General features: G+C 63.6%; 24 protein-coding genes. 13 read left to right on the top strand and 11 right to left on the bottom strand.

Annotated elements, in window-relative coordinates:
* Nucleotides 1-253: 253 nt before the first annotated feature.
* Both QZ329_RS08835 and QZ329_RS08830 read right to left on the bottom strand, forming a co-directional pair.
* Complete coding sequence (locus tag QZ329_RS08835) at nt 254-1,237, bottom strand: Ig-like domain-containing protein (protein ID WP_295751279.1); 984 nt, start codon at nt 1,235-1,237, stop codon at nt 254-256.
* A gap of 121 nt (nt 1,238-1,358) precedes the next feature.
* Nucleotides 1,359-2,546 (bottom strand): FtsW/RodA/SpoVE family cell cycle protein, encoded by a 1,188-nt coding sequence (locus QZ329_RS08830; protein ID WP_295751277.1) that lies wholly within the window; start codon nt 2,544-2,546, stop codon nt 1,359-1,361.
* A 141-nt stretch (nt 2,547-2,687) separates the two neighbouring features.
* On the opposite strand from QZ329_RS08830, the gene tsaE reads away from it, so the two are divergent.
* The 5 genes from tsaE (at nt 2,688) to QZ329_RS08805 (ending at nt 6,294) form a co-directional block, all read left to right on the top strand.
* Nucleotides 2,688-3,119, top strand: a complete 432-nt coding sequence (tsaE, locus tag QZ329_RS08825; protein ID WP_295751274.1) for a tRNA (adenosine(37)-N6)-threonylcarbamoyltransferase complex ATPase subunit type 1 TsaE — start codon at nt 2,688-2,690, stop codon at nt 3,117-3,119.
* Entirely contained in the window at nt 3,116-3,817 is a 702-nt protein-coding gene (gene tsaB, locus QZ329_RS08820; RefSeq protein WP_295751272.1) for a tRNA (adenosine(37)-N6)-threonylcarbamoyltransferase complex dimerization subunit type 1 TsaB, read from the top strand. Before tsaE ends, tsaB begins: the two co-directional genes overlap by 4 nt.
* Before the next feature lie 45 nt (nt 3,818-3,862).
* Nucleotides 3,863-4,495 carry a uracil phosphoribosyltransferase gene (upp, locus tag QZ329_RS08815; RefSeq protein WP_295751269.1) on the top strand — a complete coding sequence of 211 codons (633 nt, stop codon included), beginning with the start codon at nt 3,863-3,865 and terminating at the stop codon, nt 4,493-4,495.
* Between the two features lie 62 nt (nt 4,496-4,557).
* On the top strand, nt 4,558-5,610 hold the full coding sequence (locus tag QZ329_RS08810; RefSeq protein WP_295751266.1) for an S-methyl-5-thioribose-1-phosphate isomerase: 1,053 nt from the start codon (nt 4,558-4,560) through the stop codon (nt 5,608-5,610).
* Nucleotides 5,611-5,628: 18 nt separating this feature from the next.
* Entirely contained in the window at nt 5,629-6,294 is a 666-nt protein-coding gene (locus QZ329_RS08805) for a class II aldolase/adducin family protein (protein ID WP_295751263.1), read from the top strand.
* Nucleotides 6,295-6,369: 75 nt separating this feature from the next.
* Here the strand turns inward: QZ329_RS08805 and QZ329_RS08800 are convergent, their stop codons facing one another.
* The 3 genes from QZ329_RS08800 to QZ329_RS08790 all read right to left on the bottom strand — a co-directional run bounded on the left by QZ329_RS08800 (nt 6,370) and on the right by QZ329_RS08790 (nt 8,738).
* Nucleotides 6,370-7,092: an amino acid ABC transporter ATP-binding protein gene (locus QZ329_RS08800; RefSeq protein ID WP_295751260.1), complete on the bottom strand. Its 723-nt coding sequence runs from the start codon at nt 7,090-7,092 to the stop codon at nt 6,370-6,372.
* A complete protein-coding gene (locus QZ329_RS08795) occupies nt 7,079-7,789 on the bottom strand; it encodes an amino acid ABC transporter permease (RefSeq protein WP_295751257.1) in 711 nt (236 codons plus the stop codon). Before QZ329_RS08795 ends, QZ329_RS08800 begins: the two co-directional genes overlap by 14 nt.
* 70 nt (nt 7,790-7,859) lie before the next feature.
* On the bottom strand, nt 7,860-8,738 hold the full coding sequence (locus QZ329_RS08790) for a transporter substrate-binding domain-containing protein (RefSeq protein WP_295751254.1): 879 nt from the start codon (nt 8,736-8,738) through the stop codon (nt 7,860-7,862).
* A 481-nt stretch (nt 8,739-9,219) separates the two neighbouring features.
* Here QZ329_RS08790 and QZ329_RS08785 point away from each other — a divergent pair, with 481 nt between their 5' ends.
* From QZ329_RS08785 to QZ329_RS08765, 5 genes are all read left to right on the top strand, one after another.
* On the top strand, nt 9,220-9,660 hold the full coding sequence (locus tag QZ329_RS08785) for an ACT domain-containing protein (protein WP_295751251.1): 441 nt from the start codon (nt 9,220-9,222) through the stop codon (nt 9,658-9,660).
* Nucleotides 9,661-9,677: 17 nt separating this feature from the next.
* Complete coding sequence (locus QZ329_RS08780) at nt 9,678-10,874, top strand: homoserine dehydrogenase (RefSeq protein ID WP_295751249.1); 1,197 nt, start codon at nt 9,678-9,680, stop codon at nt 10,872-10,874.
* An 83-nt stretch (nt 10,875-10,957) separates the two neighbouring features.
* Nucleotides 10,958-12,169 carry an aspartate kinase gene (locus QZ329_RS08775; protein ID WP_295751245.1) on the top strand — a complete coding sequence of 404 codons (1,212 nt, stop codon included), beginning with the start codon at nt 10,958-10,960 and terminating at the stop codon, nt 12,167-12,169.
* A gap of 118 nt (nt 12,170-12,287) precedes the next feature.
* Nucleotides 12,288-12,557 carry an ACT domain-containing protein gene (locus tag QZ329_RS08770; RefSeq protein WP_295751242.1) on the top strand — a complete coding sequence of 90 codons (270 nt, stop codon included), beginning with the start codon at nt 12,288-12,290 and terminating at the stop codon, nt 12,555-12,557.
* 17 nt (nt 12,558-12,574) lie between these two features.
* Nucleotides 12,575-13,930 carry a PFL family protein gene (locus QZ329_RS08765; RefSeq protein WP_365351727.1) on the top strand — a complete coding sequence of 452 codons (1,356 nt, stop codon included), beginning with the start codon at nt 12,575-12,577 and terminating at the stop codon, nt 13,928-13,930.
* Between the two features lie 40 nt (nt 13,931-13,970).
* Here the strand turns inward: QZ329_RS08765 and QZ329_RS08760 are convergent, their stop codons facing one another.
* Together QZ329_RS08760 and QZ329_RS08755 are read right to left on the bottom strand one after the other, a co-directional pair.
* Nucleotides 13,971-14,546: a dipicolinate synthase subunit B gene (locus QZ329_RS08760; protein ID WP_295751236.1), complete on the bottom strand. Its 576-nt coding sequence runs from the start codon at nt 14,544-14,546 to the stop codon at nt 13,971-13,973.
* 10 nt (nt 14,547-14,556) lie between these two features.
* Nucleotides 14,557-15,387, bottom strand: a complete 831-nt coding sequence (locus QZ329_RS08755) for a dipicolinate synthase subunit DpsA (RefSeq protein WP_295751234.1) — start codon at nt 15,385-15,387, stop codon at nt 14,557-14,559.
* A gap of 135 nt (nt 15,388-15,522) precedes the next feature.
* Here QZ329_RS08755 and QZ329_RS08750 point away from each other — a divergent pair, with 135 nt between their 5' ends.
* Nucleotides 15,523-16,206, top strand: a complete 684-nt coding sequence (locus QZ329_RS08750; protein WP_295751232.1) for a YjjG family noncanonical pyrimidine nucleotidase — start codon at nt 15,523-15,525, stop codon at nt 16,204-16,206.
* A gap of 152 nt (nt 16,207-16,358) precedes the next feature.
* Here the strand turns inward: QZ329_RS08750 and QZ329_RS08745 are convergent, their stop codons facing one another.
* Nucleotides 16,359-17,720 carry an HD domain-containing protein gene (locus QZ329_RS08745; protein ID WP_295751229.1) on the bottom strand — a complete coding sequence of 454 codons (1,362 nt, stop codon included), beginning with the start codon at nt 17,718-17,720 and terminating at the stop codon, nt 16,359-16,361.
* A 110-nt stretch (nt 17,721-17,830) separates the two neighbouring features.
* On the opposite strand from QZ329_RS08745, the gene murC reads away from it, so the two are divergent.
* Nucleotides 17,831-19,207, top strand: coding sequence for a UDP-N-acetylmuramate--L-alanine ligase (gene murC, locus QZ329_RS08740; protein ID WP_295751226.1), 1,377 nt, complete (start codon nt 17,831-17,833; stop codon nt 19,205-19,207).
* 7 nt (nt 19,208-19,214) lie between these two features.
* The gene (locus QZ329_RS08735) at nt 19,215-19,754 is read left to right on the top strand and encodes a prolyl-tRNA synthetase associated domain-containing protein (RefSeq protein ID WP_295751224.1); all 540 of its coding nucleotides are present in this window, start codon (nt 19,215-19,217) and stop codon (nt 19,752-19,754) included.
* Nucleotides 19,755-19,865: 111 nt separating this feature from the next.
* Here the strand turns inward: QZ329_RS08735 and ppdK are convergent, their stop codons facing one another.
* From ppdK to QZ329_RS08720, 3 genes are all read right to left on the bottom strand, one after another.
* Complete coding sequence (ppdK, locus tag QZ329_RS08730; protein ID WP_295751221.1) at nt 19,866-22,493, bottom strand: pyruvate, phosphate dikinase; 2,628 nt, start codon at nt 22,491-22,493, stop codon at nt 19,866-19,868.
* 210 nt (nt 22,494-22,703) lie between these two features.
* Complete coding sequence (locus tag QZ329_RS08725) at nt 22,704-22,937, bottom strand: hypothetical protein (RefSeq protein ID WP_295751218.1); 234 nt, start codon at nt 22,935-22,937, stop codon at nt 22,704-22,706.
* A gap of 112 nt (nt 22,938-23,049) precedes the next feature.
* A partial coding sequence (locus tag QZ329_RS08720; protein WP_295751214.1) for a hypothetical protein occupies nt 23,050-23,311 on the bottom strand: 262 nt, incomplete at its 5' end.

Raw genomic sequence — 23,311 nt, 5'->3', positions numbered from 1 at the left:
ACTCATGTCAGCTCATATAGATTAGCACACTTCCCCGCAAAAAGCAAGCCCTAATTCAAAAAATTTTCCAAAATTTTTTGAAGCCCGCTCTCGGCCCGCTCTTTCACGCTCCGGCAGCCCGTTCCGGCGGCACTTCCGTCTCCGCGCGGCCTGCCTGCTGCGCACTGGCCGAAGCGCCCGCGCGGGCAGAAAAACCGTTAGCCTCCATCCGGAAAAGACCCGCCGGAATTTTTCCGGCGGGTCCCCTTAAACCTTATCCCAGCCAGCTGAAAAGTCCCTTGGACGGGGGTTCCTCACCCTCCAGCAGGATTCCGGCCGCTTCCAACATCTGGGCCGCGTCGGCCCGGGTTACGGCCTGTTCCATGGACTGGCTTCCAAAACTGCCGGCGGAGAGAACGCTGACCGCCTCCATGTTTCCCACCGCCTGGGCCGCCCAGGAGGGGGCCGCGCTCCGGTCCGCATACCACACGTCCAGGTCCACGTCGCCCAGGTCCAGCACCCGGTCCAAAATGGTGGCCGCCTCATTGAAGGTGACAAACTCGCTGCCCCGGAAGGCCACGCCCTCGGCAGTGGCGCTGCCGCGAATCACCCCGTCCGCCGCGCCGGCGGCGGCGTAGGCCTTGGCCCAGGCGGGGATGCTGGCGTCGTCGCAAAAGCCCGTTATGGTGACGTTCGTCACCTCCCGGCCCGCCGTCTCCAGGGCCATGGCCAGGAACTCGCTCCGGCTTACCGGCTGATCGGGCTGGAAGTAATAGAGGTCCCCGATCTTTCCGCCGGTGAAAACGCCCTTTTCCGCCAGAGTTTGGGCGGCGCGGGCGGCGGGGCTGCCCTCGGTGTCGGAGTAGGTGACGCCGGAGCGGGTTTTGTCAATGGTCACGCTGACCTTGGCGGGAGCCGAGGTATGGCCTTGACTGTCCGTGGCGGTGTAGGTGAAGCGGTCGGAGCCGGTGATGCCTTCGTCCGGCGTGTAGGTGAACCCGCCGCCCTCAATGACCACCGTGCCCTTCCGGGGTTCCTCCGCCAGGGTGAAGGTCATCTCGTCCCCCTCGGGGTCGGAGGCCAGAAACTCCCCCTGAGAGGGGATATCCCGGTAGGTGCGGATTTCCAGGTCCCAGACCTGGGGCGCGCCCTCCGGAGGCGTCTCATCGGCCTTTTTGCCGAACAGCGCCGAGGCGCTGCCGGTCATCAGTACCGCCGCCAGGGCCAGCGCGGCGGCTTTTGTCAGATGGTGTTTCATGGGAAATCATCCTCCTGTATGAATTGGTACAGGAGTAGTGTTTTCCCATTCTTTGAAATTATGCAGCCCGGCGGGCGGGAGGATTCCGCCCGCCGCCACGGCGGTTTCCCGCGCCGGCCCGTCACCGTAGCGGCGACCGCGCCACCCGCCGCATCTCCGGGGAGCGCTTCTTGATGCCGGACACCACGCCCATGGCCATGTACAGCGTGACGACGGAGGACCCGCCGTAACTGAAAAAGGGCAGGGTGATGCCGATGGTGGGCATGACGAACAGGCACATGCCGATGTTGATGACGGTCTGGAAGATCAAGATGGACGCCATGCCCACGCAGACATAGCGGTAGAAGGGCGTGCGGGCCTTCCGGGCCACCAGCAGAATGCGGAAGATGATCGCCAGCAGCAGAAGCATGATGGCGAGGCAGCCGAAAAACCCCAGCTCCTCCCCGGTGACGGAGAAAATCAGGTCCGTCTGCTTCGCCGGAAGCGACCAGCTGCTGCTCTGGGTCAGGTTGCCGTTGAGATAGCCCTGCCCGTAGAGGCCGCCGGAGCCGATGGCAAGCAGACTCCGGGTCTGCTGCCAGCCCACCCCCTGGGGGTCGAAGCTGTGGTCAAACAGGACGATGAAGCGGTTGAGCATATACATCATGTTCTCCGGCACCAGGTCCAGCAGCAGCACGGCGGCGACAGCCCCCCCGGCCCCGGCGAACAGCAGCAGAAACCACCGCAGGGCAAAGCCCGCAACAAAGGCCATGCAGAGAAAGATGAACACGAATACCAGGCCATTGCCCATGTCGTGAGAGACCAGGAAATACAGCCCGCAGAGCCCAAGGGTGTGGGCGGCCACGAAGAAGGCGGAACCGAAAGATTTCAGGTCCTCCTTCTCCTCCCACAGCCACTCGATCTGCTTGGCCAGGAGGAGGACAAAGGTGATCTTGACCACCTCGGCGGGGCCGATTTGGAAGGGGATGAAGGGAAACTTCAGCCAGGCCCGGTTGCCGGTGTTGCCGCTGATTCCAAAGGGCGTCCGCAGCAGAAGGATGAAAACCACGTTGAAGGCCAGCATCCATTTCCATTTTCGGGTGATGGACTCCAGGTCCAGCATGGAGAAGAAGATATATATGCACACGCCCAGCAGCAGCGCCGCAGATTGGATGATCATCCGGCGCATACGCGTGTCGTGGTCCATGTACCGGGTGGCGCTGAAGACCAGGGCGATGCCGTACAGCGTGGCGGCGCTGCAAAGGCCCAGAAGCATCAGGTCCGCCTGCTGGATGAAGTCCATGAGGGTGGCTTTTAATCGGTTCAGCATGATTCGCTCCATTGTCGTTGAATTTCTATATTTGCGTTATCTTACCACAAATCAAAAAAACTGTAAACGGCGGAAAATTTCTTTTTACACTTTATTCAATTTGTGTTATACTGAATTGATTTTCAAGAGAGGATGAGGCCTGTGGAATACCGTTCCCGCAGCGAGGCGGAGACCGAGGCCCTGGGCCGCCGCCTGGCCGCCGCCCTGGTCCCCGGCGCCGTGGTGGCCTACCGGGGGGGCCTGGGCATGGGGAAGACTGCCTTCACCCGGGGCCTGGCCAGAGGGCTGGGCTACGAGGGCCGGGTCACCAGCCCCACGTTTACGATTGTCAACGAATACGAGGGAACCGGCCTGCCCCTGTTCCACTTTGATATGTATCGCCTGGACGGCGCCGGGGACCTCTTCGACATCGGCTGGGAGGACTATCTGGACCGGGGCGGCGTCTGCGCCGTGGAGTGGAGCGAGCGGGTGGAGGAGGCGCTGCCGGAGGACGCTGTCACCGTCTCCATCGCCCGCAGTCCGGAGGATGAGCGCTGGCGGGAGATTACCATCGAGGGGGTGGGGGAGCTGTGAAAATTTTGGCCCTGGAGACCGCCGCCAAGGCCGTCTCCGCCGCTATTACGGAGGATGGGAAGGTCCTGGCCTCCGCGTATCAGGATACCGGGCTGACCCACAGCCGCACGCTGATGCCCCTGGTGGAGTGTCTTTTGAAAAACACGGACAACACGGCGGCGGACATGGACGTCATCGCCGTCTCTGCGGGGCCGGGGTCCTTTACCGGGGTCCGCATCGGCGTCTCCGCCGCCAAGGGGCTGGCCTGGGCTGCGGAGAAACCCTGCGCGGCGGTGTCCACCCTGGCGGCCCTGGCCCGGAACGCGGCCGTTTGGGACGGGCTGGTGGTCTGCGCCATGGACGCCCGGCGGCAGCAGGTGTACAACGCCCTGTTCGCGGCGAGGGAGGGCGTTCTTACCCGCCTGACGCCGGACCGGGCCATAGCCCTGGAAGATCTGGCGGAGGAGCTGCGGAATGATCCCCGGCCCAAGACCGTCCTGGGGGACGGCGGGGAGCTGTGCTTTGGTTTTCTGACGGCGGCGGACGTGCCCTGCCGTCTGGCCCCGCCCCATCTGGTGAAGGAGAACGCCGTGTCCGTCGCCCTGGAGGCGGAGGACATCGCCCGGGCTGGCGGGCTGGTGACGGCCCAGGAGCTCTCCCCCGTCTATCTCCGGCCTCCCCAGGCCGAACGGCTGCGGCGGGAGAGGCCGGGCGGATAAGCGGGAACGCGCAAGGACATCTTAAATCCATAAAGGAGTGTTTTTATGAGCGGAAAAGTACACGTCATGGACCATCCCCTGGTGGCGCACAAGCTGACCATACTCCGGGACAAGAACACCAGCGTCAAGGACTTCCGGGAGCTGGTCTCCGAGATCGGGATGCTGATCACCTACGAGGCTACCCGGGACCTGCCCCTGACCACCTGCGAGGTGGAGACGCCCATTTGCAAGACCACCGCCCCCATGCTTAAGGGCAAGAAGTTTGCCGTGGTGCCCATTCTCCGGGCGGGCCTGGGTTTGGTGGACGGCGTTCTCAGAATGGTGCCCTCCGCCCGGGTGGGGCACATCGGCCTGTACCGGGACGAGGAGACCCTGGAGCCGGTGAAGTACTTCTGCAAGATGCCCAAGGACGTGGCGGAGCGGGACGTGCTGATTGTGGACCCCATGTTAGCCACCGGCGGCAGCGCCGGGGCCGCCATTGGCTTCATGAAGGAGTACGGCTGCACCACCATCAAGCTGATGGTCCTGCTGGCCGCGCCGGAGGGCATCGCCCGTATCCAGAAGAGCCACCCGGATGTGGACATCTACTGCGGCGCGGTGGACGAGCGGCTGAATGAGAACGGCTATATCGTCCCCGGTCTGGGGGACGCGGGCGACCGGATTTTTGGAACGAAATAAACCGAAAAACCGCCGCCCCTTTCTGTGGGCGGCGGCATTTTAAAATGGGGAGGCGCGCCGGTATGGAGCGTATGGATCAAGGGATGCCCTTTCTTCTGCAATACGAAAACGTGGCCTGGTACGAGAAGGGGAAGGTCCGCATTCTGGACCGCCGGGTCTACCCGGCGGAGGTGCGGTTTGAGGTCTGCGAGACCTATGGTCAGGTGGCCCAGGCCATCGCGGACATGGTGACCCAGAGCGCCGGGCCCTATACCGCCGTGGGCATGGGCATGGCTCTGGCGGCCTGGGAGGTCCGGGACAGGCCCCGGGCGGACCAGCGGGCCTTTTTGGGCCAGGCGGCCCGCGATCTGGCCCACGCCCGGCCCACCACCGCCAACCGCTATGGCCAGATCACCCGCCGCTGCCTGGAGACGGCGGAGAGAGCCCTGGAGGAGGGGCGGGACCCTGTGGCCGCCATTGTGGACTCCACGCTGGAGTCCCTGAACCGGCGGTATGGGACGATGCAGATCGTAGGGGACGGTCTGGCGGAGCTGATTCCCCCAGGGGGCGCGATCCTGACCCAGTGCTATGGAGAGACCGTCATCGGCGCGGTCATCCGGGCCGCCGCCCGGAGGAACCAGACCTTCCGCGTCTTCTGCGCGGAGACCCGGCCCTTCCTTCAGGGGGCCCGGCTCACCGCCAGCTGCTTCGCCCAGATGGGGTTTGACACCACCGTGATCACCGACAACATGGCCGCCTACGTTATGGAGCGGGAGCACATCAGCCTCTTCACCTCCGCGGCGGACACCATCGCCCGGGACGGGCATGTAGCCAACAAGATCGGCACCCTTCAGCTGGCAATCCTGGCGAAGTACTTTGCCATACCCTACTACGTCACCGGCATTCCGGACGGGGACAAGCGCTCCGTCCGGGACATCGTCATCGAGCAGCGGGACCCCGCGCCGGTGCTGGAGTGCGGAGGCGTGCCCAGCACTGTGCCGGGGGTTCGGGGCATCTACCCCTCCTTTGACATAGTGCCGCCCCACCTGATCTCCGGCGTGGTGACGGACAAGGGGGTCTACGTCCCCTATCTGCTGGAGCGGTATTTTGATACGGAGGTCCGGGAGTTTTATTGAGGGAAGGAGAGCGCAGTCATGCTTATGCGGAAAGAACGGGAGCTGGTGGCGGAGTACGGCAGGCGGATGAGCTCCGCCGGGCTCAGCACCGGCACCAGCGGCAATCTCAGCATCTATGATCCCCAGGGGGGCCTTATGGCTATCAGCCCCTCCGGCATCGGTTATTTTGACACCCAGCCGGAGGACGTGGTGGTCATGGACCTGGAGGGCGGCGTTGTGGAGGGAAGCCGGAAGCCCTCCAGCGAGTGGGGGCTTCACGCCCTCTTTTACCGGAAAAAGCCCGGCGCCCGCGCGGTGGTCCACACGCACTCCATGTACTGCACCACCTTCGCCGTCCTGGGCCAGCCCATTCAGGCGGTGCACTACGCCATCGCCGACGCGGGAGCCGGCACGGTTCCCTGCGCGCCCTACCACCTCTTCGGCACGCCGGAGCTGGCGGAAGCCGCCGTCCGGACCGCCGGGGCTTCCAACGCCGTCCTGCTGGCAAACCACGGGCTGGTGGTCTGCGGGAAGGATCTGGACGGGGCGTTCAGCCTGGCCAGGAACATGGAGTATGTGGCGGAACTCCAATACCGGGCCCTTTGCATCGGGAAGCCCAACGTTCTCAGCGGCGAGGCCATGGCGGATGTGATGGAGCGCTTCAAGACCTACGGTCAGCCGGAGGGGGAAAAAAGCGGCTATTGACCGGGCCGCGCGCATCGAAAAGGACCTTCGGGAGCACCGCCCCCGAAGGCCCTTTTTGGCATATTCGAAAAACGATCAGAGCACCTTGCTGAGGAAGTCCTTCAGCCGGGGGTGCCGGGGATTTCCGAAGACCTCCGCCGGAGGGCCCTGCTCCAGAATCTTCCCGTCGGCCATGAAGAGGACGCGGCTGCCCACCTCCCGGGCAAAGCCCATCTCGTGGGTCACCACCACCATGGTCATGCCCTCTCTGGCCAGCTCCTTCATCACGTCCAGCACCTCGCCCACCATCTCCGGGTCCAGGGCGGAGGTGGGCTCGTCAAACAGCATCACCTGGGGCTTCATGGCCAGGGCCCGGACGATGGCCACCCGCTGCTTCTGCCCGCCGGAGAGCTGGTTGGGATAGGCGTCGGCCTTGTCCGTCAGGCCCACCCGCTGGAGCAGCGTGTCCGCCAGCCCGTCGGCCTCCTCCTGCTTCATCAGGCCCGTGCGCACCGGGGCCAGGGTGATGTTCCTTCGAATGGTCATATTGGGAAAGAGGTTGAAGTGCTGAAACACCATGCCCATCTTCTGGCGCACCTGGTCGATCTTCACCTTGGGGTCGGTGATGACCGTTCCTTGAAAGGTGACGCTTCCCTTGGTGGGGGTCTCCAGCAGGTTCAGGCACCGGAGGAAGGTGGACTTGCCGGAACCGGAGGGACCGATGACGACCACCTTTTCCCCGGGATGGATATGCTCGGAGATGTCGTCCAGCACCAGGTGGTCCCCGAAGGATTTGCTGAGGTTTTTAACGTCGATCACTTTCGCGCAGCCTCCTTTCCAGCTTCCCCTGGAGCCAGGTGAAGACGATCACCAGAACTAAGTACATCACCGCGATGCCGATGTAGGGCGGCATGAGGTCAAAGGTCCTGCCGCCGATGGTCTGGGCGTAATACACCAGCTCCATGCCGCCGATGGCCTGGACCAGGGAGGTATCCTTGAAGAGGGTGATGAACTCGTTGGCCAGGGAGGGCAGGATGTTCTTGAACGCCTGGGGAATGACGATGAAGCGCATGGTGTCCAGATAATCCAGTCCCAGGGACCGGCCGGCCTCGCTCTGGCCGATGTCCACGCTCATAAGGCCGCCCCGGACAATCTCCGCAACATACGCCCCGGAGTTCACGCCCAGGCCCAGGGCGCCCACCATGGTGTGGTTCCGGCTGGTCTTGAAGATGACGAATCCCCAGATCAGCAGCTGGACCATCATGGGCGTGCCCCGGATGACGGTGGTGTAAACCTTGCACAGGGTGTTCAGCACCGCCAGAAGGGGGTTGTGCTGTCCCAGACGCTGCTGGTCGTGAGCCGTGCGGATCACCGCCACCACCAGTCCCAGAATGATGCCCAGGATCAGGGCGATGACCGTCAGCTCCAGGGTGGAGGCGACGCCCTGGAGGTAGAGCTTCCAGCGGCTGCCCTCCAGAAAGGCGGTGTAAAACCGCTCCGCGAGCGTAGCTTTCATGCAGGGGGCTCCTTTCTCTATTTTGTGATAGGGGAAAAGGGCGGCCGGGGAGCCGCCCTTCCGAATGCTGTTACTCGGCGGTGATATACTTGTCCACAATGCCCTGGAAGGTGCCGTCGGCCTTCAGCTCGGCCATGGCGGCGTTGATGGCGTCCAGCAGCGCGGTGTTGCCCTTCCGCACGCCAATGGCGTAGTCCTCCACGGCGAACTCGGTGTCCAGAATCACCAGACCGTCATTGGCGGCCACAAAGCTCTTGGCGGGCTCGTTGTCGATGACCACGGCGTCCACCTGGCCGTTGACCAGGGCCTGCACCGCCAGCGCGCCGGTCTCGTAGGCGGTGACGTGATCCTCGCCGTAGCCGCCGTTCTCCGGGGTGTCGGAGCAGTAGATATAGCCGGTGGTGGCCTTCTGGCAGCCGATCATCTGGGCGTTGGCCAGGTCGTCCACCGTGGCGATGGGGGAGCCCTCCTTGACGATGACCACCTGCACGCCGGTGGCGTAGCTGTCGGAGAAGTCCATGACGGCCAGACGCTTCTCGTTGACGGTGACGCCGGCCATGACCATGTCGCTCTGGCCGTTCTGGGCGGCCAGCAGGGCGGCGTCAAAGCCCATGTCGTCCACCACCAGCTCCAGGCCCAGCTTTCCGGCGATAGCCTCGGCCACCTCCACGTCGATGCCCTCGAAGCCGCCGTCGTCGGTGGTCATCTCATAGGGAGGGAAAGCGGCGTTGGTGGACATGTGGAGCTTGCCGGCCTCCACAGTGGTAAAGGCGGGAGCGTCGGAGCCGGCGTCCTGGCTGCCAGCGGCGGGGGTGTCGGAGCCGGCGTCCTGGCTGCCGGCGGCGGGGGCGTCGGAGCCGCTGCCGCTGGAGGGAGCGTCGCTGCCGCCGCAGGCGGCCAGGCTCAGGACCATGACCATGGTCAGGAGCAGCGTCAAACATTTCTTCATGATACGATCATCCTTTTCTTCCAAAATCTTTGCCCGGCGGACCGGGCGCTGGTCTCATCGGTTCGGGAGGCGCTCCTCCCACGAACTTGTGGATACCTTAGCACGGAGGGGGACGCCTGTCAATACTTTTTCAGAAATAGTGCATATTTATTTGGCATAATTCTCCACTTTTGCTGAAAAATACACGGAAGAAATGGGCTGTTTGTGCATTTTTCAGATGCAGCGGTGGAGACGGAATGAATAATAGAATGTATATTCATTCCGCCGGAGGAAGCCTTGGCCAGCAGGCGTACCCGGTACGTTTCCCCACCCGTCCGGCATTTTGCCCACGGCCGGGGGGGATTTGCCCGGAAGTTTTCCCGATTCCGACAGTTGCGGAGCGGCGGAAAATATGTTAGCATGCAGGGAGGACAAATGACCGCAATGGACGGACTGACAGCAAAGCCCCGCCGCCCTGCGGACCGTACGGATGGAGGACGCCATGGCAAGACCGATCAAATACTATATTGTGGCGGCGGACGCGCTGCCGGAAATTTTCGTCAAGGTGGCGGAGGCCAAGCGGATGATGCAGACCGGCGAGGCGGACACCGTCGGGGCGGCCACAAGGCTGGCGGGCATCAGCCGCAGCGCGTTTTACAAATACAAGGACTCCGTCCAGCCCTTCAACGATATGAAGGCGGAGCACATCATCACCTTTTACGCCATGCTCAAGGACACGGCCGGCGTGCTCTCCGGCGTGCTGGCGCTGTTCGCCTCCTCCGGGGCCAACATCCTGACCATCAACCAGAGCATTCCCACCAACGGCTGCGCGGCGGTGACCATCTCCGCCGAGACCAGCCGGATGGAGGAGTCCCTGGAGCAGCTGATGGGCAGCGTCATCGCCCTGGAGGGCGTGCTGCGCTTTGAGATTCTGGCGGGATAAAGGGAAAGGAATACGACATGATACAAATTGCGATTTTGGGCCTCGGCACCGTGGGCACCGGCGTTGCCAAGGTGATTGCGGAGAACGCCCGGCAAATCGAGCGGAAGCTGGGCGAGCCCTTACAGGTGAAATCCATCCTCGTCCGGCGCTTTCCGGACAGCCCCTACCGTCAGCTGATGACCGACGATTTCCGGAAGATTGAGGAGGACGGCGACATCCGGGTGGTGGTGGAGACCATCGGCGGCGTGGAGGCGGCCTATGAATACACGAAGCGGGCCCTCTCCGCCGGAAAGCACGTGGTCACCGCCAACAAGCAGCTGGTGGCGGAGAAGGGCTGCGAGCTGCTGGCCCTGGCGAGGAAGAAGAACGTCAGCTATCTCTTCGAGGCCAGCGTGGGCGGCGGCATCCCGGTGCTCCACCCCCTGACCCAGTGCATGGCCGCCAACCGCATCGACGAGGTGTACGGCATCCTGAACGGCACCACCAATTATATTCTTACCCGCATGGTCCGCACCGGGGCCTTTTTCTCCGACGCCCTGCGGGAGGCCCAGACCAAGGGCTACGCCGAGGCGGACCCCACCGCCGACGTGGAGGGCATCGACGCCGGGCGGAAAATCTGCATCCTGGCGGACCTGGCCTTTGGCAGCCAGATTGATCCGGAGCGGGTGCCCATGGAGGGCATCAGCAAACTCAGCCTCCGGGACGTGAAGATCGCCCAGAGGGCGGGCTACCGGGTGAAGCTGCTGGGCCGGGCGGTCCGTCTTCCCGGTGGCGGGCGCACCGCCTATGTGGCCCCCCACCTGATTCCGGAGGAGAACCCCATGGCCAATGTGGAAGACGTGTTCAACGCCGTCATGGTCCGGGGCAACGCCACGGGCGAGGTGATGTTCTACGGCCGGGGAGCGGGAGAGCTGCCCACCGCCTCCGCCTGCGTGGCGGACGTGATGGAGTGCCTCCAGCAAAGCCCCCGGCGGGAGGAAATCGGCTGGTCCCCGGACACCGAGGGCTTTGAGGAGCCCTCGGCCCTGAAGACGCGGCACTATTTCCGCATCGAGGGCAGTCTCACCGATGCGGCCATGGCCTTCGGTCAGGTGGAGGTGCTCAGCGAGGACGGCGAGACCGCCTTTTTGACCGAGCCTCTCAGCGGCGCGGACGCGGCCCAGCAGTCCCGGTCCCTCCACGTGCTGGCCTGCATGCGGGTGCTGGAGGATTGAGCCCCAACCTGCCCCCGCCCCGCATAAGATAGAGGGGGAAGAAGGCCCCACAATCTGATTTCAAGCAAAAGGAAGACAGACATATGAGTTTGATCGTACAGAAATTCGGCGGCAGCTCCGTGAAGGACGCGGCACGCATCCAAAATGTCGCCCGAATTATTGCGGAGACCTATTTGAAGGGCAACGACGTCATCGTGGTCCTGTCCGCCCAGGGGGACACCACCGACGACCTGATCGAAAAGGCGAAGGAGATCAACCCCAGCGCCTCCAAGCGGGAGATGGATATGCTCCTCTCCACGGGCGAGCAGATTTCCGTGGCCCTGTGCGCCATGGCGCTGGAGGCCATGGGCCTGCCCTGCGTGTCCCTGGCGGCGTGGCAGGTGGGCATTCAGTCCACCACTGTTCACGCGGACGCCCGGATCAAGAAAATTGACTCCGAGCGCATTCGGGCGGAGCTGGACCAGCACCGCATCGTCCTTGTCACCGGCTTCCAGGGCGTGGACCGCAACGGCGACGTCACCACGCTGGGCCGGGGTGGGTCCGACACCAGCGCCGTGGCCCTGGCGGCGGCCTTCCGGGCCGGGCTCTGCCAGATTTACACGGATGTGGACGGGGTTTACACCACGGACCCCCGGATTGTTCCCCACGCCCGGAAGCTGGAGGAGATCACCTATGACGAGATGCTGGAGCTGGCCAGCCAGGGAGCCCAGGTGCTCCACAACCGCAGCGTGGAGCTGGCAAAGAAGTTCAGAGTGAATTTGGAGGTCGTGTCCAGCTTGGAGCGCAAGCCCGGCACGAAAGTCAAGGAGGTTACAAAAGTGGAAAAGACCAACATCGCCGGCGTCGCCAAGGACACCAGCATCGCCCGGGTGGCCCTGGTGGGCCTGCAGCACAATCCCGGCGTCGCCTTCCAGGTTTTCGACCTGCTGAGCAAGCACAACATCAATGTGGACGTCATCTTGCAGTCCATCGGCCGGGAGGACACCAAGGACATCACCTTCACCATCCACAAGAAGGACCAGGAAGAGGTGGAGTCCATCCTCAACGAACACAAGGAGGCTCTGCGCTTTGACCACATCGAGTCCGACGATCAGATTGGCAAGGTGTCCATCGTGGGCGCGGGACTGATGAGCAACTGCGGCGTGGCCGCCAAGATGTTTGAGGCGCTGTATGAGGCGGGAATCAACATCCAGATGATCAACACCTCGGAAATCCGGGTGTCCGTGCTCCTGGACGAGAAGGACGTGAACCGGGCCGTCCGGGCGATTCACGACAAGTTCTTTGACGAGCTGTAAATCCGCCCCCGGCATACCGGCAGGGGCCGGGCTCTGTCCCGGCCCTTTCGTCTCAGGGAATTCCGGCGGGCGCGGAGGCCCGCCCCGATACGAGGGAACACAAAGGAGGAGCAACACCATGAACGCCATCGTCACCGTCCTGGGGCAGGACAGGGTGGGCATCATCGCCGCCGTCTGCAACTGCCTGGCGGGCTATAACGTCAACATTCTGGACATCTCCCAGACCATTTTGCAGGGCGCCTTCACCATGGTCATGGCCGTGGACGTCAGCAAGTCCACCGCCAGCTTCGGCGAGCTGGGCCGGGGCCTGCACGATCTGGGGGCGGAGATGGGCCTCTCCATCCGCATTCAGCGGGAGGAGATTTTTGACGCCATGCACAGCATTTAAGGAGGGGCTGCACCGTGCTGAATCAAAAGGAAATCCTCTCCACCATCGAAATGATCGACCAGCAGCATCTGGATATCCGCACCATCACCATGGGAATCTCCCTGCTCTCCTGCTGCGACCCGGACCCCAAGCGGGCCTGTGAGAAGGTTTATGAGAAGATCTGCCGTTACGCGGAGAAGCTGGTCCGGACCGGCCAGGACATTGAGGACGAGTTCGGCATCCCCATTGTCAACAAGCGCATCTCCGTCACGCCCATGGCTATGGTGGCCGGGGCCAGCGAGACGGAGGACTGCGTGCCCTTCGCCCTGGCCCTGGACCGGGCCGCGCAGAGCTGCGGCGTGAACTTCATCGGCGGTTATTCCGCCCTGGTCCAAAAGGGCATGACCAAAGCGGACGAGCGCCTCATCCGCTCCATTCCGGAGGCGCTGTCCCGGACGGAGCTGGTCTGCTCCTCCGTCAACGTGGGCTCCACCCGGGCGGGGATCAACATGGACGCGGTCAGCCTCATGGGCCGCATCGTCAAGGAGACTGCCGCCGCCACGGCGGACCGGGACGGCCTGGGCTGCGCGAAACTGGTGGTGTTCTGCAACGCCGTGGAGGACAATCCCTTCATGGCCGGGGCCTTCCATGGCGCGGGAGAGGCGGAGAAGGTCATCAATGTGGGCGTCTCCGGGCCGGGCGTGGTGTACCACGCGCTCCAGACCGTCAAGGGCCAGCCCCTGGACGTGGCGGCGGAGACCATCAAGAAGACCGCTTTCCGGGTGACCCGGATGGGCCAGCTGGTGGCCCAGGAGGCCAGCCGGAGGCTGGACACCCCCTTTGGCATCGTGGATTTGAGTCTCGCGCCCACTCCCGCCGTCGGCGACAGCGTGGCCCGGATTCTGGAGGAACTGGGCCTGGAGGTCTGCGGCGCCCACGGCACCACGGCGGCGCTGGCCATGCTGAACGACGCGGTGAAGAAGGGGGGCGTTATGGCCTCCTCCAGCGTGGGGGGGCTCTCCGGGGCCTTCATCCCCGTCAGTGAGGACGAGGGCATGATTGCCGCCGCCCGCCGGGGGACGCTGTGCCTGGATAAGCTGGAGGCCATGACCTGCGTCTGCTCTGTGGGCCTGGATATGATCGCCATCCCCGGGGACACCCCGGCGGAGACCATCGCCGCCATCATCGCCGACGAGGCGGCCATCGGCATGGTGAACAACAAGACCACCGCCGTGCGCATTCTTCCCGCGCCGGGGAAGGACGTGGGGGGAACCATCGAGATGGGGGGCCTCCTGGGCAGCGCGCCGGTGATGCCTGTCCACCGGGAGTCCTCCGCCGGGTTCATCAGCCGGGGAGGAAGAATCCCCGCGCCGCTGCACAGCCTGCGGAATTGAATCGGAAAGGGGGAGAGGCCCGCGCCTCTCCCCCTTTCCCTTACCGCAGCAAAATCGGCTGAATCTGCTCGCCCCGCAGGGCGGCGTCCACCGTCTCCGGCAGCTTCGAAAAATCCGCCACCAGGGAGCTGGGCTTCTGGGCCGCGTTGTCCTGCCCAAAGGGAACAAAATAGTAATTCCGCCGGACCAGCAGTTCCCCGATGTTCCGGGCTCCCGCCGCCAATCCGTCGTTGCTGGACACCGCCAGCACCACCGGACGGCCGTTCCGCAGGTGGGACTTTGCCGCCATGGTCACGGAAGTATCCGCAATGCCGGCGGCCAGCTTGGCAATCGTGTTGCCCGTGGCCGGCGCAATCACCAAAACGTCCAGCAGCCCTTTGGGCCCAATGGGCTCCACCGACGGGATATCCAGCAGCGCGTCTCTTCCCGTCAGGTCCTCCAGCCGCTCCAGCAGGTCCTCGGACCTGCCAAAGCGGGTGTCCGTAAAAGCGGAAATCTCCGAGACGATGGGAATCACCGTCTCGTAAATCTCCGTCAGCGCCTCCAGCGCCTTCAGCACCTTCTCATGGGTGCAGAAAGAACCGCACACCGCAAAACCGACCCGTTCCTTGCGCATACAGGTCACCTCATTCTTCCAATAGGATGTAATATACCGCGTCCCGAATCGCCGCCGCAGCGGACCGGGGCGTCAGCCGTCCCGGCAGGGACCGGGCCCAAAGCACCTCCGGCCCCCCGGTGTTCGCCTCAATGCCCCGGACGGACGCCAGGTCCACCAGAAGACAGTCTTCCTTCACTTGGACCAGCAGCGGTCCGGTCAGGACGGGAGAGGGAATCGTGTTGAACACCGCGTCAAAGCTGCTCAGCCGGCCGTCCAACTTCCCTGTCTCCACCGCCTGATAGCCATAGGCCCGAATCCAGGCCAGGTCTCCCGGCTTCCGGGCGGTGGCGGTCACTTGAGCTCCCAGGCCGTGAAGGCGGCAGCTCAGGAGCTTTCCGATGCGGCCAAAGCCCAGCACCAGACAGTCCAGCCCCAGCAGCGTCCGGTCCAGCCGCTCCATGGCGGTCTGCACCGCTCCTTCCGCCGTGGCGGCGGCATTGGCGACGGCCAGTTCCTCCCGCAGGAAGTAATCCTCCACCGTCAGACCCAGCTCCTCTGCCTCCCGCCGCTGCTGGGGGCGCACCTGACCCGCCAGAATCCGCTGACAGGGCCGGAGCCGGCGAAACAGGTCCGCCGTGGGCACCGCCCCCTCCTCGCAGTTCAAAACGCCGTCCCCTCTGCAAAGGGGCAGGGGCAAAATCACCACATCCGCAGAGGCCGCGTGATCCAGCGTGTCCGCTCCCACGGGCTTCCAGCGGTCCAGGCCGTAAGTACAAACGGAGTGGCCGTCCCCGGCCAGCAGCCGGGCCAGTTCCGCCTGCCGGCGGTCTCCGCCGATGACGCCAAAGCTCTTGTTCATCTCAGCATTCCCCCTCGCTCCATGGTATGGGCGGAAGCGGGAAAGGGTGATTGTCTTTTTCCCTCCGGCGTGGTACAATGAAACTGCCGAAACCCCGCGCCGGAAAGCCGGTTTCGCCGAAAGGAATTTACGCGTATGAACTACTCCTACTTACTCTTCGACGCCGACGACACTCTGTTCGATTTTCCCAAAGCCTCCGACCAGGCCTTTCATCAGATGTGCGCGCTTCACGAAATTCCTTACACACCGGAGCGGCACCAGATGTATCACGAAATCAATCTGGAGCTCTGGGCCGCCTTCGACCGGGGCGAGGTGACGAAGGAATTCGTCACCCTGGAGCGCTATGTCCGCTTTCTGAAGGCCCTGAACCTGGAGCGGGACCCGGCGGCCTGCAACCGGGACTATCTGGCCGCCCTGGGAAAGGGGGTCTATCCTCTGCCCCACGCCGAGGCGGTCTGCCGGGAGCTGAAGGCCCGGGGACACCGCCTGTTCATCGTCACCAACGCCGTGGCCTCCGTCCAGCGCAGCCGCCTCCGGAGCAGCGTGTTCGCGGAGCTCTTTGAAGCCGCCTTCATCTCTGAGGAGGCCGGGGCCGCCAAGCCCAGCAGGGCCTATTTCGACTATATACGCCGGCAGCTCCCCGGCCTGAGGGACGAAAACGTCCTGGTGATCGGAGATTCCCTGACCACGGACATCCAGGGGGCCAACAACGCCGGTCTCCCCTGCTGCTGGTTCAACCCGGCGGGAAAGCGCCGGAGGGAGGGACTGCGGGTGGATTACGAAATCCGGGACCTGCGGGAATTGCTGGAGATCGCATAAGGACATAAAAAGCGGCGCCGGAGGTCTCCAGCGCCGCTTCAGGCTGTCGAGAGCGTCTTTTCGGCAGCCTGAACAAGCTGTTCAAATCTTGAAAAGGTTTGAACGGCTTCCAGCTGAAAAGGGAGGGAATCCATCCGCTCTTGCAGATTCCCTCATGCGGGGCCCCGCTCTTCGTCCGCCTCCCGCGTCTTTTGAAGATACTCCAGCAGAACCGTTCGGTCATTGGGAAGCGCGCCGTCCACCACCTTCTCCAAAAGCGTCTCCAGCGCCGCCCCCACGGCGGGGCCCCCAAGGCCAAGCGCCAGCAAGTCCCCTCCCCGGACCGCCAGCTGCCTCAGAGAAAAACAGGCGTCCTCCGCCAGAAGCCGGTTTAAAATGTCCTCTCCCTTTTGAATCTCCGCCTGCCGCCCCCAATAGGCGGGGGCCTGCGCCAGATTGTCCGCCCGCTTCAAATCCAGCACCAGACGCAAGTCCTCCTCCCCCAGGGCCCGCAGGGCCCGGCGGACGCCCTTGTCCGTCCGGGGGATGTCCCGGTCGTGCCATTCGATGAGCCGGACCGTCCGCTCTCGGAAGTCGTTGGAAAACCGCAGCCGCCGGAGCATGGCGTCCGCCAGGGAGGCGCTGGCCTTGGCGTGGCCGTAGAAGTGGCCCACCCCCGCCTCGTCCAGCGTGAAAGAGGAGGGCTTGCCCACATCGTGAAGAAGGGCGGCGCACCGGAGCATGGGAACCGGAGGCGTTTCCATCATGGCGATGGTGCTGTGGTCCCAGACGTCGTAGCAGTGGTGAACGTTCCTCTGGTCAAACTGGAGCATGGGCAGCACTTCCGGCCAGAAAACCCCCACCACAAGGGGGTGGCGGTCCAGCACATCCCGGGCGCGCCGCCCGCAGAGGAGCTTGACCAGCTCCGCCCGGACGCGCTCCGGGGCGATGCTGCGCAGCAGCTCCCGGTTTCGCTCCATGGCGCGGCCCGTCTCCCCGTCCTCCTCCAGCCCCAGTACGGCGGCAAAGCGCATGCCCCGCAGAATCCGCAGGGCGTCTTCCTGAAAGCGCCGGTCCGGGTCCCCCACGCAGCGAAGCGTATTTCGCTCCAGGTCCTCCTGTCCCCCGAAGGGGTCCCGGAGCTCCCCCCGGAGATTCAGGGCCATGGCGTTGACCGTGAAATCCCGCCGGGCCAGGTCCTCCTCCAGAGAGTTCGTAAACGCCACGGAGTCCGGACGCCGGTGGTCGTGATACGTTCCGTCAATCCGGAAGGTGGTGACCTCCACCGGGCCTGCCGGCGTCTTCACGGTGACCGTGCCATGCCGCAGCCCTGTGGGCTCCGCCCGGTCCCCAAACAGCGCCAGGGTCTTCTCCGGACGGGCGGAGGTGGTGACGTCCCAGTCCTCCGGCGCCCGGCCCAGCTGGCGGCCCCGGGACGGCAGCGTGTCCCGGACACAGCCGCCGACGCACCACGCCTCGTAGCCCGCTGACTCCAATGTTCTTAAAATGGCCTGTACATCTTCCGGAATCTTCATCGCTCCGCCCCTTTCGCCGTTGCATTTCCCTTGTTTCTGTATTATAATAAAATATCTTTTCGGATACAATCTTTTTTAACTTCCATTTTGTGGAAAGGAAGCTGGTTTCCATGATACACAATCCAAAGCCCATCAGCGATTTCTTCGTTCCCGGTATGCGGGCCCATCTGGTGGGCATCGGGGGCGTCTCCATGTGCCCCCTGGCGGAGGTTCTGCGGGACAAGGGACTGGTTATCCAGGGCTCCGACATGTCGGAGAGCGGCACCGTAGAGCACCTTCGCACCCTGGGTATTCCCGTGGCCGTGGGGCACAACGCGGACAACCTGGGGGACTGCGACCTGGTCATCCGCACCGCCGCCGTCCACGACGGCAACCCGGAGATTGCCGGGGCCATCGCCCGGGGCATCCCCGTGTACGAGCGGGCCCAGGCCTGGGGGGCCATCATGCGCCGCTATCCCAACGCCCTCTGTGTGGCGGGGACGCACGGGAAGACCACCACCACCTCCATGTGTACCCACATTTTCATGGCGGCGGAGGCGGACCCCACCGTCATGATCGGCGGCACTCTGCCCCTGCTGCACTCCGGCTACCGGGTGGGCCAGGGGGACACCATTATTCTGGAGTCCTGCGAGTACTGCAACAGCTTCCTCAGCTTCTACCCCACGGTGGCGGTGATCCTGAATGTGGAGGCGGACCACCTGGACTTCTTCCGGGACCTGGACGACATCAAAGCCTCCTTCCGCCGGTTCGCGGAGCTGGTGCCGGCCGGCGGCAGCGTGGTTGTAAACGCGGACAACGCCGGGGCCCGCAGTGTGGCCCACGGCCTGGACGCCTTCACCTTCGGCCTGGAGCCGGGGGCGGATTGTACCGCCATGAACCTCCGGGAGGACAAGGGCCGCCCGGTCTTCGACATCTTCGTCCATGACGCGTTCTATGCCCACGCGGAGCTGAAGGTCTACGGGCGGCACAACGTCTCTAACGCCCTGGCGGCGGCCTCCGCCGCCTATGCGCTGGGCCTTCCGGGGGAGGCGGTGGAGAGGGGACTTGCCTCCTTCACCGGCGCGGGGCGGCGCTTTGAATACAAGGGGACTTACAACGGCGCGGAGATTTACGACGATTATGCCCACCACCCCGATGAGCTCCACGCTCTGCTGACCACTGCCAAGGGCCTGGGCTACCGGCGGCTGATTGTGGCCTTCCAGCCCCACACCTATTCCCGCACCGCCAAGCTCTTTGACCGCTTTGTGGAGGAGCTGAAGCTGGCAGATGTGGTGGTCCTGGCGGAGATTTACGCTGCCCGGGAGCAGAATACCATGGGCATCTCCTCGGCGGACCTCTCCAAGGAGGTTCCCGGCTCCGTCTACTGTTCCACCCTGGACAAGACGGCGGAGGCCATCCGGAGGCTGGCCGGGCCGGGGGACTTGATTCTGACCGTCGGCGCGGGGGACATCTACCGGGCCGGGGAAAAGCTCTTGACAAAGGACTGACCAAACCATGGAACTCTCATCTTTATTCCACAACGTCCGCCCGGAGGGGGAGCTCCTTCCCCAGGAGGCGGCGGCCTTCGCCCTGCTGGAGGAGCTGGGCATGGAGTACGACCGGGTGTCCAGCGAGCCCGCCGACACCATGGAAAAGTGCGCCGCCGTCAGCCAGGTCCTGGGCGTGCCCATCTGCAAGAACCTCTTCCTCTGCAACCGGCAGAAGACGCAGTTTTACCTCCTCTGCATGGGGCCGGATAAGCCCTTCCATACAAAGGACCTCTCCCATCAGATCGGCTCCGCCCGGCTGTCCTTCGCTCCGGAAGAAGCGCTGTGGGAGCTGCTGCGCTGCACCCCCGGTTCCGCCACCATCCTGGGGCTGATGAACGACCGGGAGCACCGCGTCCGTCTCCTGATGGAACGGGAGGTCTATGAGGCGGAGTATCTCAGCTGTCACCCCTGCATCTGCACCAGCAGCTTGAAGCTCCGGACGGCGGACGTGCTTCACAAACTGCTGCCCCGCACGGGGCACGAAGTGACGGTGGTGGACCTGTAAAAAGAACCGGACGGCGCGGAAGGCGGCGTCCGGCTTTTTCTTGATTTGAAAAACGCACCGTGGAGCTTTGAAGCTCCACGGCGCGTTTTATAAACGGAAGGAAGCGGGCGCTCAGGCTTCCTTGATGGCCGCCTGGGCCGCCGCGAGGCGGGCGATGGGCACCCGGAAGGGAGAGCAGGACACATAGTCCAGGCCGATCCGGTGGCAGAACTCCACGCTGGCGGGGTCGCCGCCGTGCTCGCCGCAGATGCCCAGATGCAGGCCTGGATTGGTGGACCGGCCCCAGCGGGCGGCATTGGAGATCAGACGGCCCACGCCGTGCTGGTCCAGCTTGGCAAAGGGATCGTTCTCGTAGATCTTCTTGTCATAGTAGGCGTCCAGGAACTTGCCCGCGTCGTCCCGGCTGAAGCCGAAGACCAGCTGGGTCAGGTCGTTGGACCCGAAGGAGAAGAAGTCGGAGATGGGGGCGATGTCGTCGGCGCACATGGCGGCGCGGGGAATCTCGATCATGTTGCCCACCTTATATTTCAGGCTGGAACCGGCCTCCTTAATCAGGGCGTCGGCCACCTCGGTGACAATGCTCTTCACATAGGCGAACTCCTTCAGTTCGCCCACCAGGGGAATCATGATCTCGGGAACCAGGTTCCACTCGGGATGGCGGGCCTGCACATTCAGGGCAGCCTTGATGACAGCCCGGGTCTGCATTCTGGCGATCTCCGGGAAGGTGACGCTCAGGCGGCAGCCGCGGTGGCCCATCATGGGGTTGAACTCATGGAGCCCGGCGATGATGGCCTTGATCTCCTCCACGGTCTTGCCCATTTCCTTGGCCATCGCCTCGATGTCGGCCTCCTCGGTGGGCACGAACTCGTGCAGCGGGGGATCCAGGAAGCGGATGGTGACCGGCAGGCCCTCCATGGCCTCATAGATGCCCTCGAAGTCGCCCTGCTGCATGGGCTCCAGCTTGGCCAGAGCCTTCTCCCGCTGCTCCACGGTGTCGGAGCAGATCATCTCCCGGATGGCCTGGATGCGGTCGTCGTTGAAGAACATATGCTCCGTGCGGCACAGGCCGATACCCTGGGCGCCGAACTTCCGGGCCTGGGCTGCGTCGTGAGGCGTGTCGGCGTTGGTGCGGACCTGGAGGCGGCGGTACTTGTCCGCCCAGCCCATGACCCGGCCGAACTCGCCGCCAATCGCGGCGTCCACCGTGGGGATGGCGCCGTCATAAATGTTGCCGGTGGAGCCGTCCAGGCTCAGCCAGTCGCCCTCGTGGAAAATCTTGCCGGCCAGCTCGAACTTCTTGTTCTCCTCGTCCATCTTGATCTCGCCGCAGCCGGAGACGCAGCACTTGCCCATGCCCCGGGCCACCACGGCGGCGTGAGAGGTCATGCCGCCCCGGACGGTCAGGATGCCCTGAGCGGCCTTCATGCCCTCGATATCCTCGGGAGAGGTCTCCAGCCGGACCAGGACCACCTTCTCGCCCCGGTTGGCCCACTCCTTGGCATCCTCGGCGGAGAAGACGATCTTTCCGCTGGCGGCGCCCGGAGAGGCGCCCAGGGCCTTGCCGATGACCTCGGTCTTCTTCAGCACGGCGGCGTCAAACTGGGGATGGAGCAGGGTATCCAGAGACCGGGGCTCGATCATGGCCACGGCCTTCTTCTCGTCGATCATGCCCTCGTCCACCAGGTCGCAGGCGATCTTCAGCGCGGCGGCGGGGGTGCGCTTGCCGTTGCGGGTCTGGAGCATGTAGAGCTTGCCGGCCTCCACGGTGAACTCCATGTCCTGCATGTCGCGGTAGTGATCCTCCAGAATCTTGCAGACGTTCTCAAACTGGGAGAAGGCCTCGGGGAACTTGTCGGCCATCTCGCTGATGGGCATGGGCGTCCGGACGCCGGCCACCACGTCCTCGCCCTGGGCGTTGGTCAGGAACTCGCCGAAGAGCTTCTTCTCGCCGGTGGCGGGGTTGCGGGTGAAAGCCACGCCGGTGCCGCAGTCGTCACCCATGTTGCCGAAGGCCATGGACTGAACGTTGACGGCGGTGCCCCAGGAATAGGGGATGTCGTTGTCCCGGCGGTAAACGTTTGCGCGAGGGTTGTCCCAGGAGCGGAAGACGGCCTTGACGGCGCCCATCAGCTGCTCCTTGGGGTCGGTGGGGAAGTCCTGCCCGATCTTGGCCTTATACTCGGCCTTGAACTGGGCGGCCAGCTCCTTCAGGTCCTCGGCAGTGAGCTCCACGTCCTGGGTGACGCCCTTCTTCTCCTTCATCTGGTCGATGAGCTGCTCGAAGTACTTCTTGCCCACTTCCATCACGACGTCGGAATACATCTGGATGAAGCGGCGATAGCAGTCCCAGGCCCAGCGGGGATTGCCGGATTTGCGGATCAGCACCTCCACCACGTCCTCGTTGAGGCCGAGGTTCAGGATGGTGTCCATCATGCCGGGCATGGAGGCCCGGGCGCCGGAGCGGACGGAAACCAGCAGGGGATTCTCCAGGTCGCCGAACTTCTTGCCGGTGATCTCCTCCATCTTGGTGATATACTCCATGATCTCGGCGAAGATCTCGTCGTTGATCTTCTGGCCGTCCTCATAGTACTGGGTGCAGGCCTCGGTGGTGATGGTGAAGCCCTGGGGCACGGGCAGGCCGATGTTGGTCATCTCGGCCAGGTTCGCGCCCTTGCCGCCCAGAAGCTCCCGCATATTGGCGTTGCCTTCGGTGAACAGGTAGCAGTACTTTTTGCTCATTTTCATTCCTCCGTTATTCTTTGCGTCCGCTGGGCGGCGCTGGCCGCCGTCCGCATGGCAAACGTTTGCCTAAATGCTTTACTATTATAATCGTTCATTTTCTGGAAAGCAATACATAAATAGCATAAGAAATGGGGGTGCAATTAAAACAATCTGCCCAAAATTCCTAAACTTCCCCATCCGCCAAAGACGGACGGGGGACCCGTTTGACTACGCCGGACGCTCTCTGGCGCAGTCCAGCTGCTCGCGGAGCTTCCCGCTCATGCCTGACAGTGCGTCATAGGTGATGTAAAGCGCGTTTGCATACCGCTGTCCTCCCTCGCCGGAGAGGCAGCACTCCCGGGAAACGGCGCTCAGCCCGTCGGCGATGACGGCAATCAGGCCGATGCAGCCGGCCAGTTCCATTTGGATGTCGCTCATTTCCATTAAAATTTTCGAATCCATAAAAACCTCCTTGATTCCTCCCGGAGGTTGTGGCATAATGGATTTGCCAATCCTTCGGGAGTGGTGTTGGAGGGGTTCCGCTCGACTCTGCTGGGAGGGGGCGGACCCCTTTTTATTTGCCAAGCTCTTCGTCCACTTTTTCCTCAAACCACTGCACTTTGGTCTTTCCCTGCGCTTTCAGCTTCGCCTCCAGCGCTTCCACCCGTTCACGCTGGGAAAGAACCGAAAACTGTTTCAGGATTTTTCTGCGTTCCCGAAAATACTCAGCACGGCTTTTTTGCGGCACAGTTTCACCTCCTTGTGGCGCGTTACATTTGTTTAAGAAGCTGTACCAATAGGCTAAAACCGCTTGAGTAAAGTGCTGAAAGCAGCAA

Origin of the sequence: uncultured Oscillibacter sp. (genome assembly GCF_910579365.1) — a bacterium.
Taxonomy (GTDB): domain Bacteria; phylum Bacillota; class Clostridia; order Oscillospirales; family Oscillospiraceae; genus Oscillibacter.
The sequence above is the reverse complement of the archived record's forward strand: the minus strand, read 5'-3'. Positions and strand labels throughout refer to the sequence as shown.

Coding starts and splice junctions, on each gene's coding strand:
- ppdK (WP_295751221.1), bottom strand. CDS start 22,493: ATGAGCAAAAAGTACTGCTACCTGTTCACCGAAGGCAACGCCAATATG.
- QZ329_RS08770 (WP_295751242.1), top strand. CDS start 12,288: ATGAACGCCATCGTCACCGTCCTGGGGCAGGACAGGGTGGGCATCATC.
- QZ329_RS08830 (WP_295751277.1), bottom strand. CDS start 2,546: ATGCTGAACCGATTAAAAGCCACCCTCATGGACTTCATCCAGCAGGCG.
- QZ329_RS08775 (WP_295751245.1), top strand. CDS start 10,958: ATGAGTTTGATCGTACAGAAATTCGGCGGCAGCTCCGTGAAGGACGCG.
- QZ329_RS08760 (WP_295751236.1), bottom strand. CDS start 14,546: ATGCGCAAGGAACGGGTCGGTTTTGCGGTGTGCGGTTCTTTCTGCACC.
- QZ329_RS08835 (WP_295751279.1), bottom strand. CDS start 1,237: ATGAAACACCATCTGACAAAAGCCGCCGCGCTGGCCCTGGCGGCGGTA.
- QZ329_RS08745 (WP_295751229.1), bottom strand. CDS start 17,720: ATGAAGATTCCGGAAGATGTACAGGCCATTTTAAGAACATTGGAGTCA.
- QZ329_RS08755 (WP_295751234.1), bottom strand. CDS start 15,387: ATGAACAAGAGCTTTGGCGTCATCGGCGGAGACCGCCGGCAGGCGGAA.
- upp (WP_295751269.1), top strand. CDS start 3,863: ATGAGCGGAAAAGTACACGTCATGGACCATCCCCTGGTGGCGCACAAG.
- QZ329_RS08780 (WP_295751249.1), top strand. CDS start 9,678: ATGATACAAATTGCGATTTTGGGCCTCGGCACCGTGGGCACCGGCGTT.
- QZ329_RS08785 (WP_295751251.1), top strand. CDS start 9,220: ATGGCAAGACCGATCAAATACTATATTGTGGCGGCGGACGCGCTGCCG.
- QZ329_RS08735 (WP_295751224.1), top strand. CDS start 19,215: ATGGAACTCTCATCTTTATTCCACAACGTCCGCCCGGAGGGGGAGCTC.
- QZ329_RS08725 (WP_295751218.1), bottom strand. CDS start 22,937: ATGGATTCGAAAATTTTAATGGAAATGAGCGACATCCAAATGGAACTG.
- murC (WP_295751226.1), top strand. CDS start 17,831: ATGATACACAATCCAAAGCCCATCAGCGATTTCTTCGTTCCCGGTATG.
- QZ329_RS08805 (WP_295751263.1), top strand. CDS start 5,629: ATGCTTATGCGGAAAGAACGGGAGCTGGTGGCGGAGTACGGCAGGCGG.
- QZ329_RS08795 (WP_295751257.1), bottom strand. CDS start 7,789: ATGAAAGCTACGCTCGCGGAGCGGTTTTACACCGCCTTTCTGGAGGGC.
- QZ329_RS08810 (WP_295751266.1), top strand. CDS start 4,558: ATGGAGCGTATGGATCAAGGGATGCCCTTTCTTCTGCAATACGAAAAC.
- QZ329_RS08750 (WP_295751232.1), top strand. CDS start 15,523: ATGAACTACTCCTACTTACTCTTCGACGCCGACGACACTCTGTTCGAT.
- QZ329_RS08790 (WP_295751254.1), bottom strand. CDS start 8,738: ATGAAGAAATGTTTGACGCTGCTCCTGACCATGGTCATGGTCCTGAGC.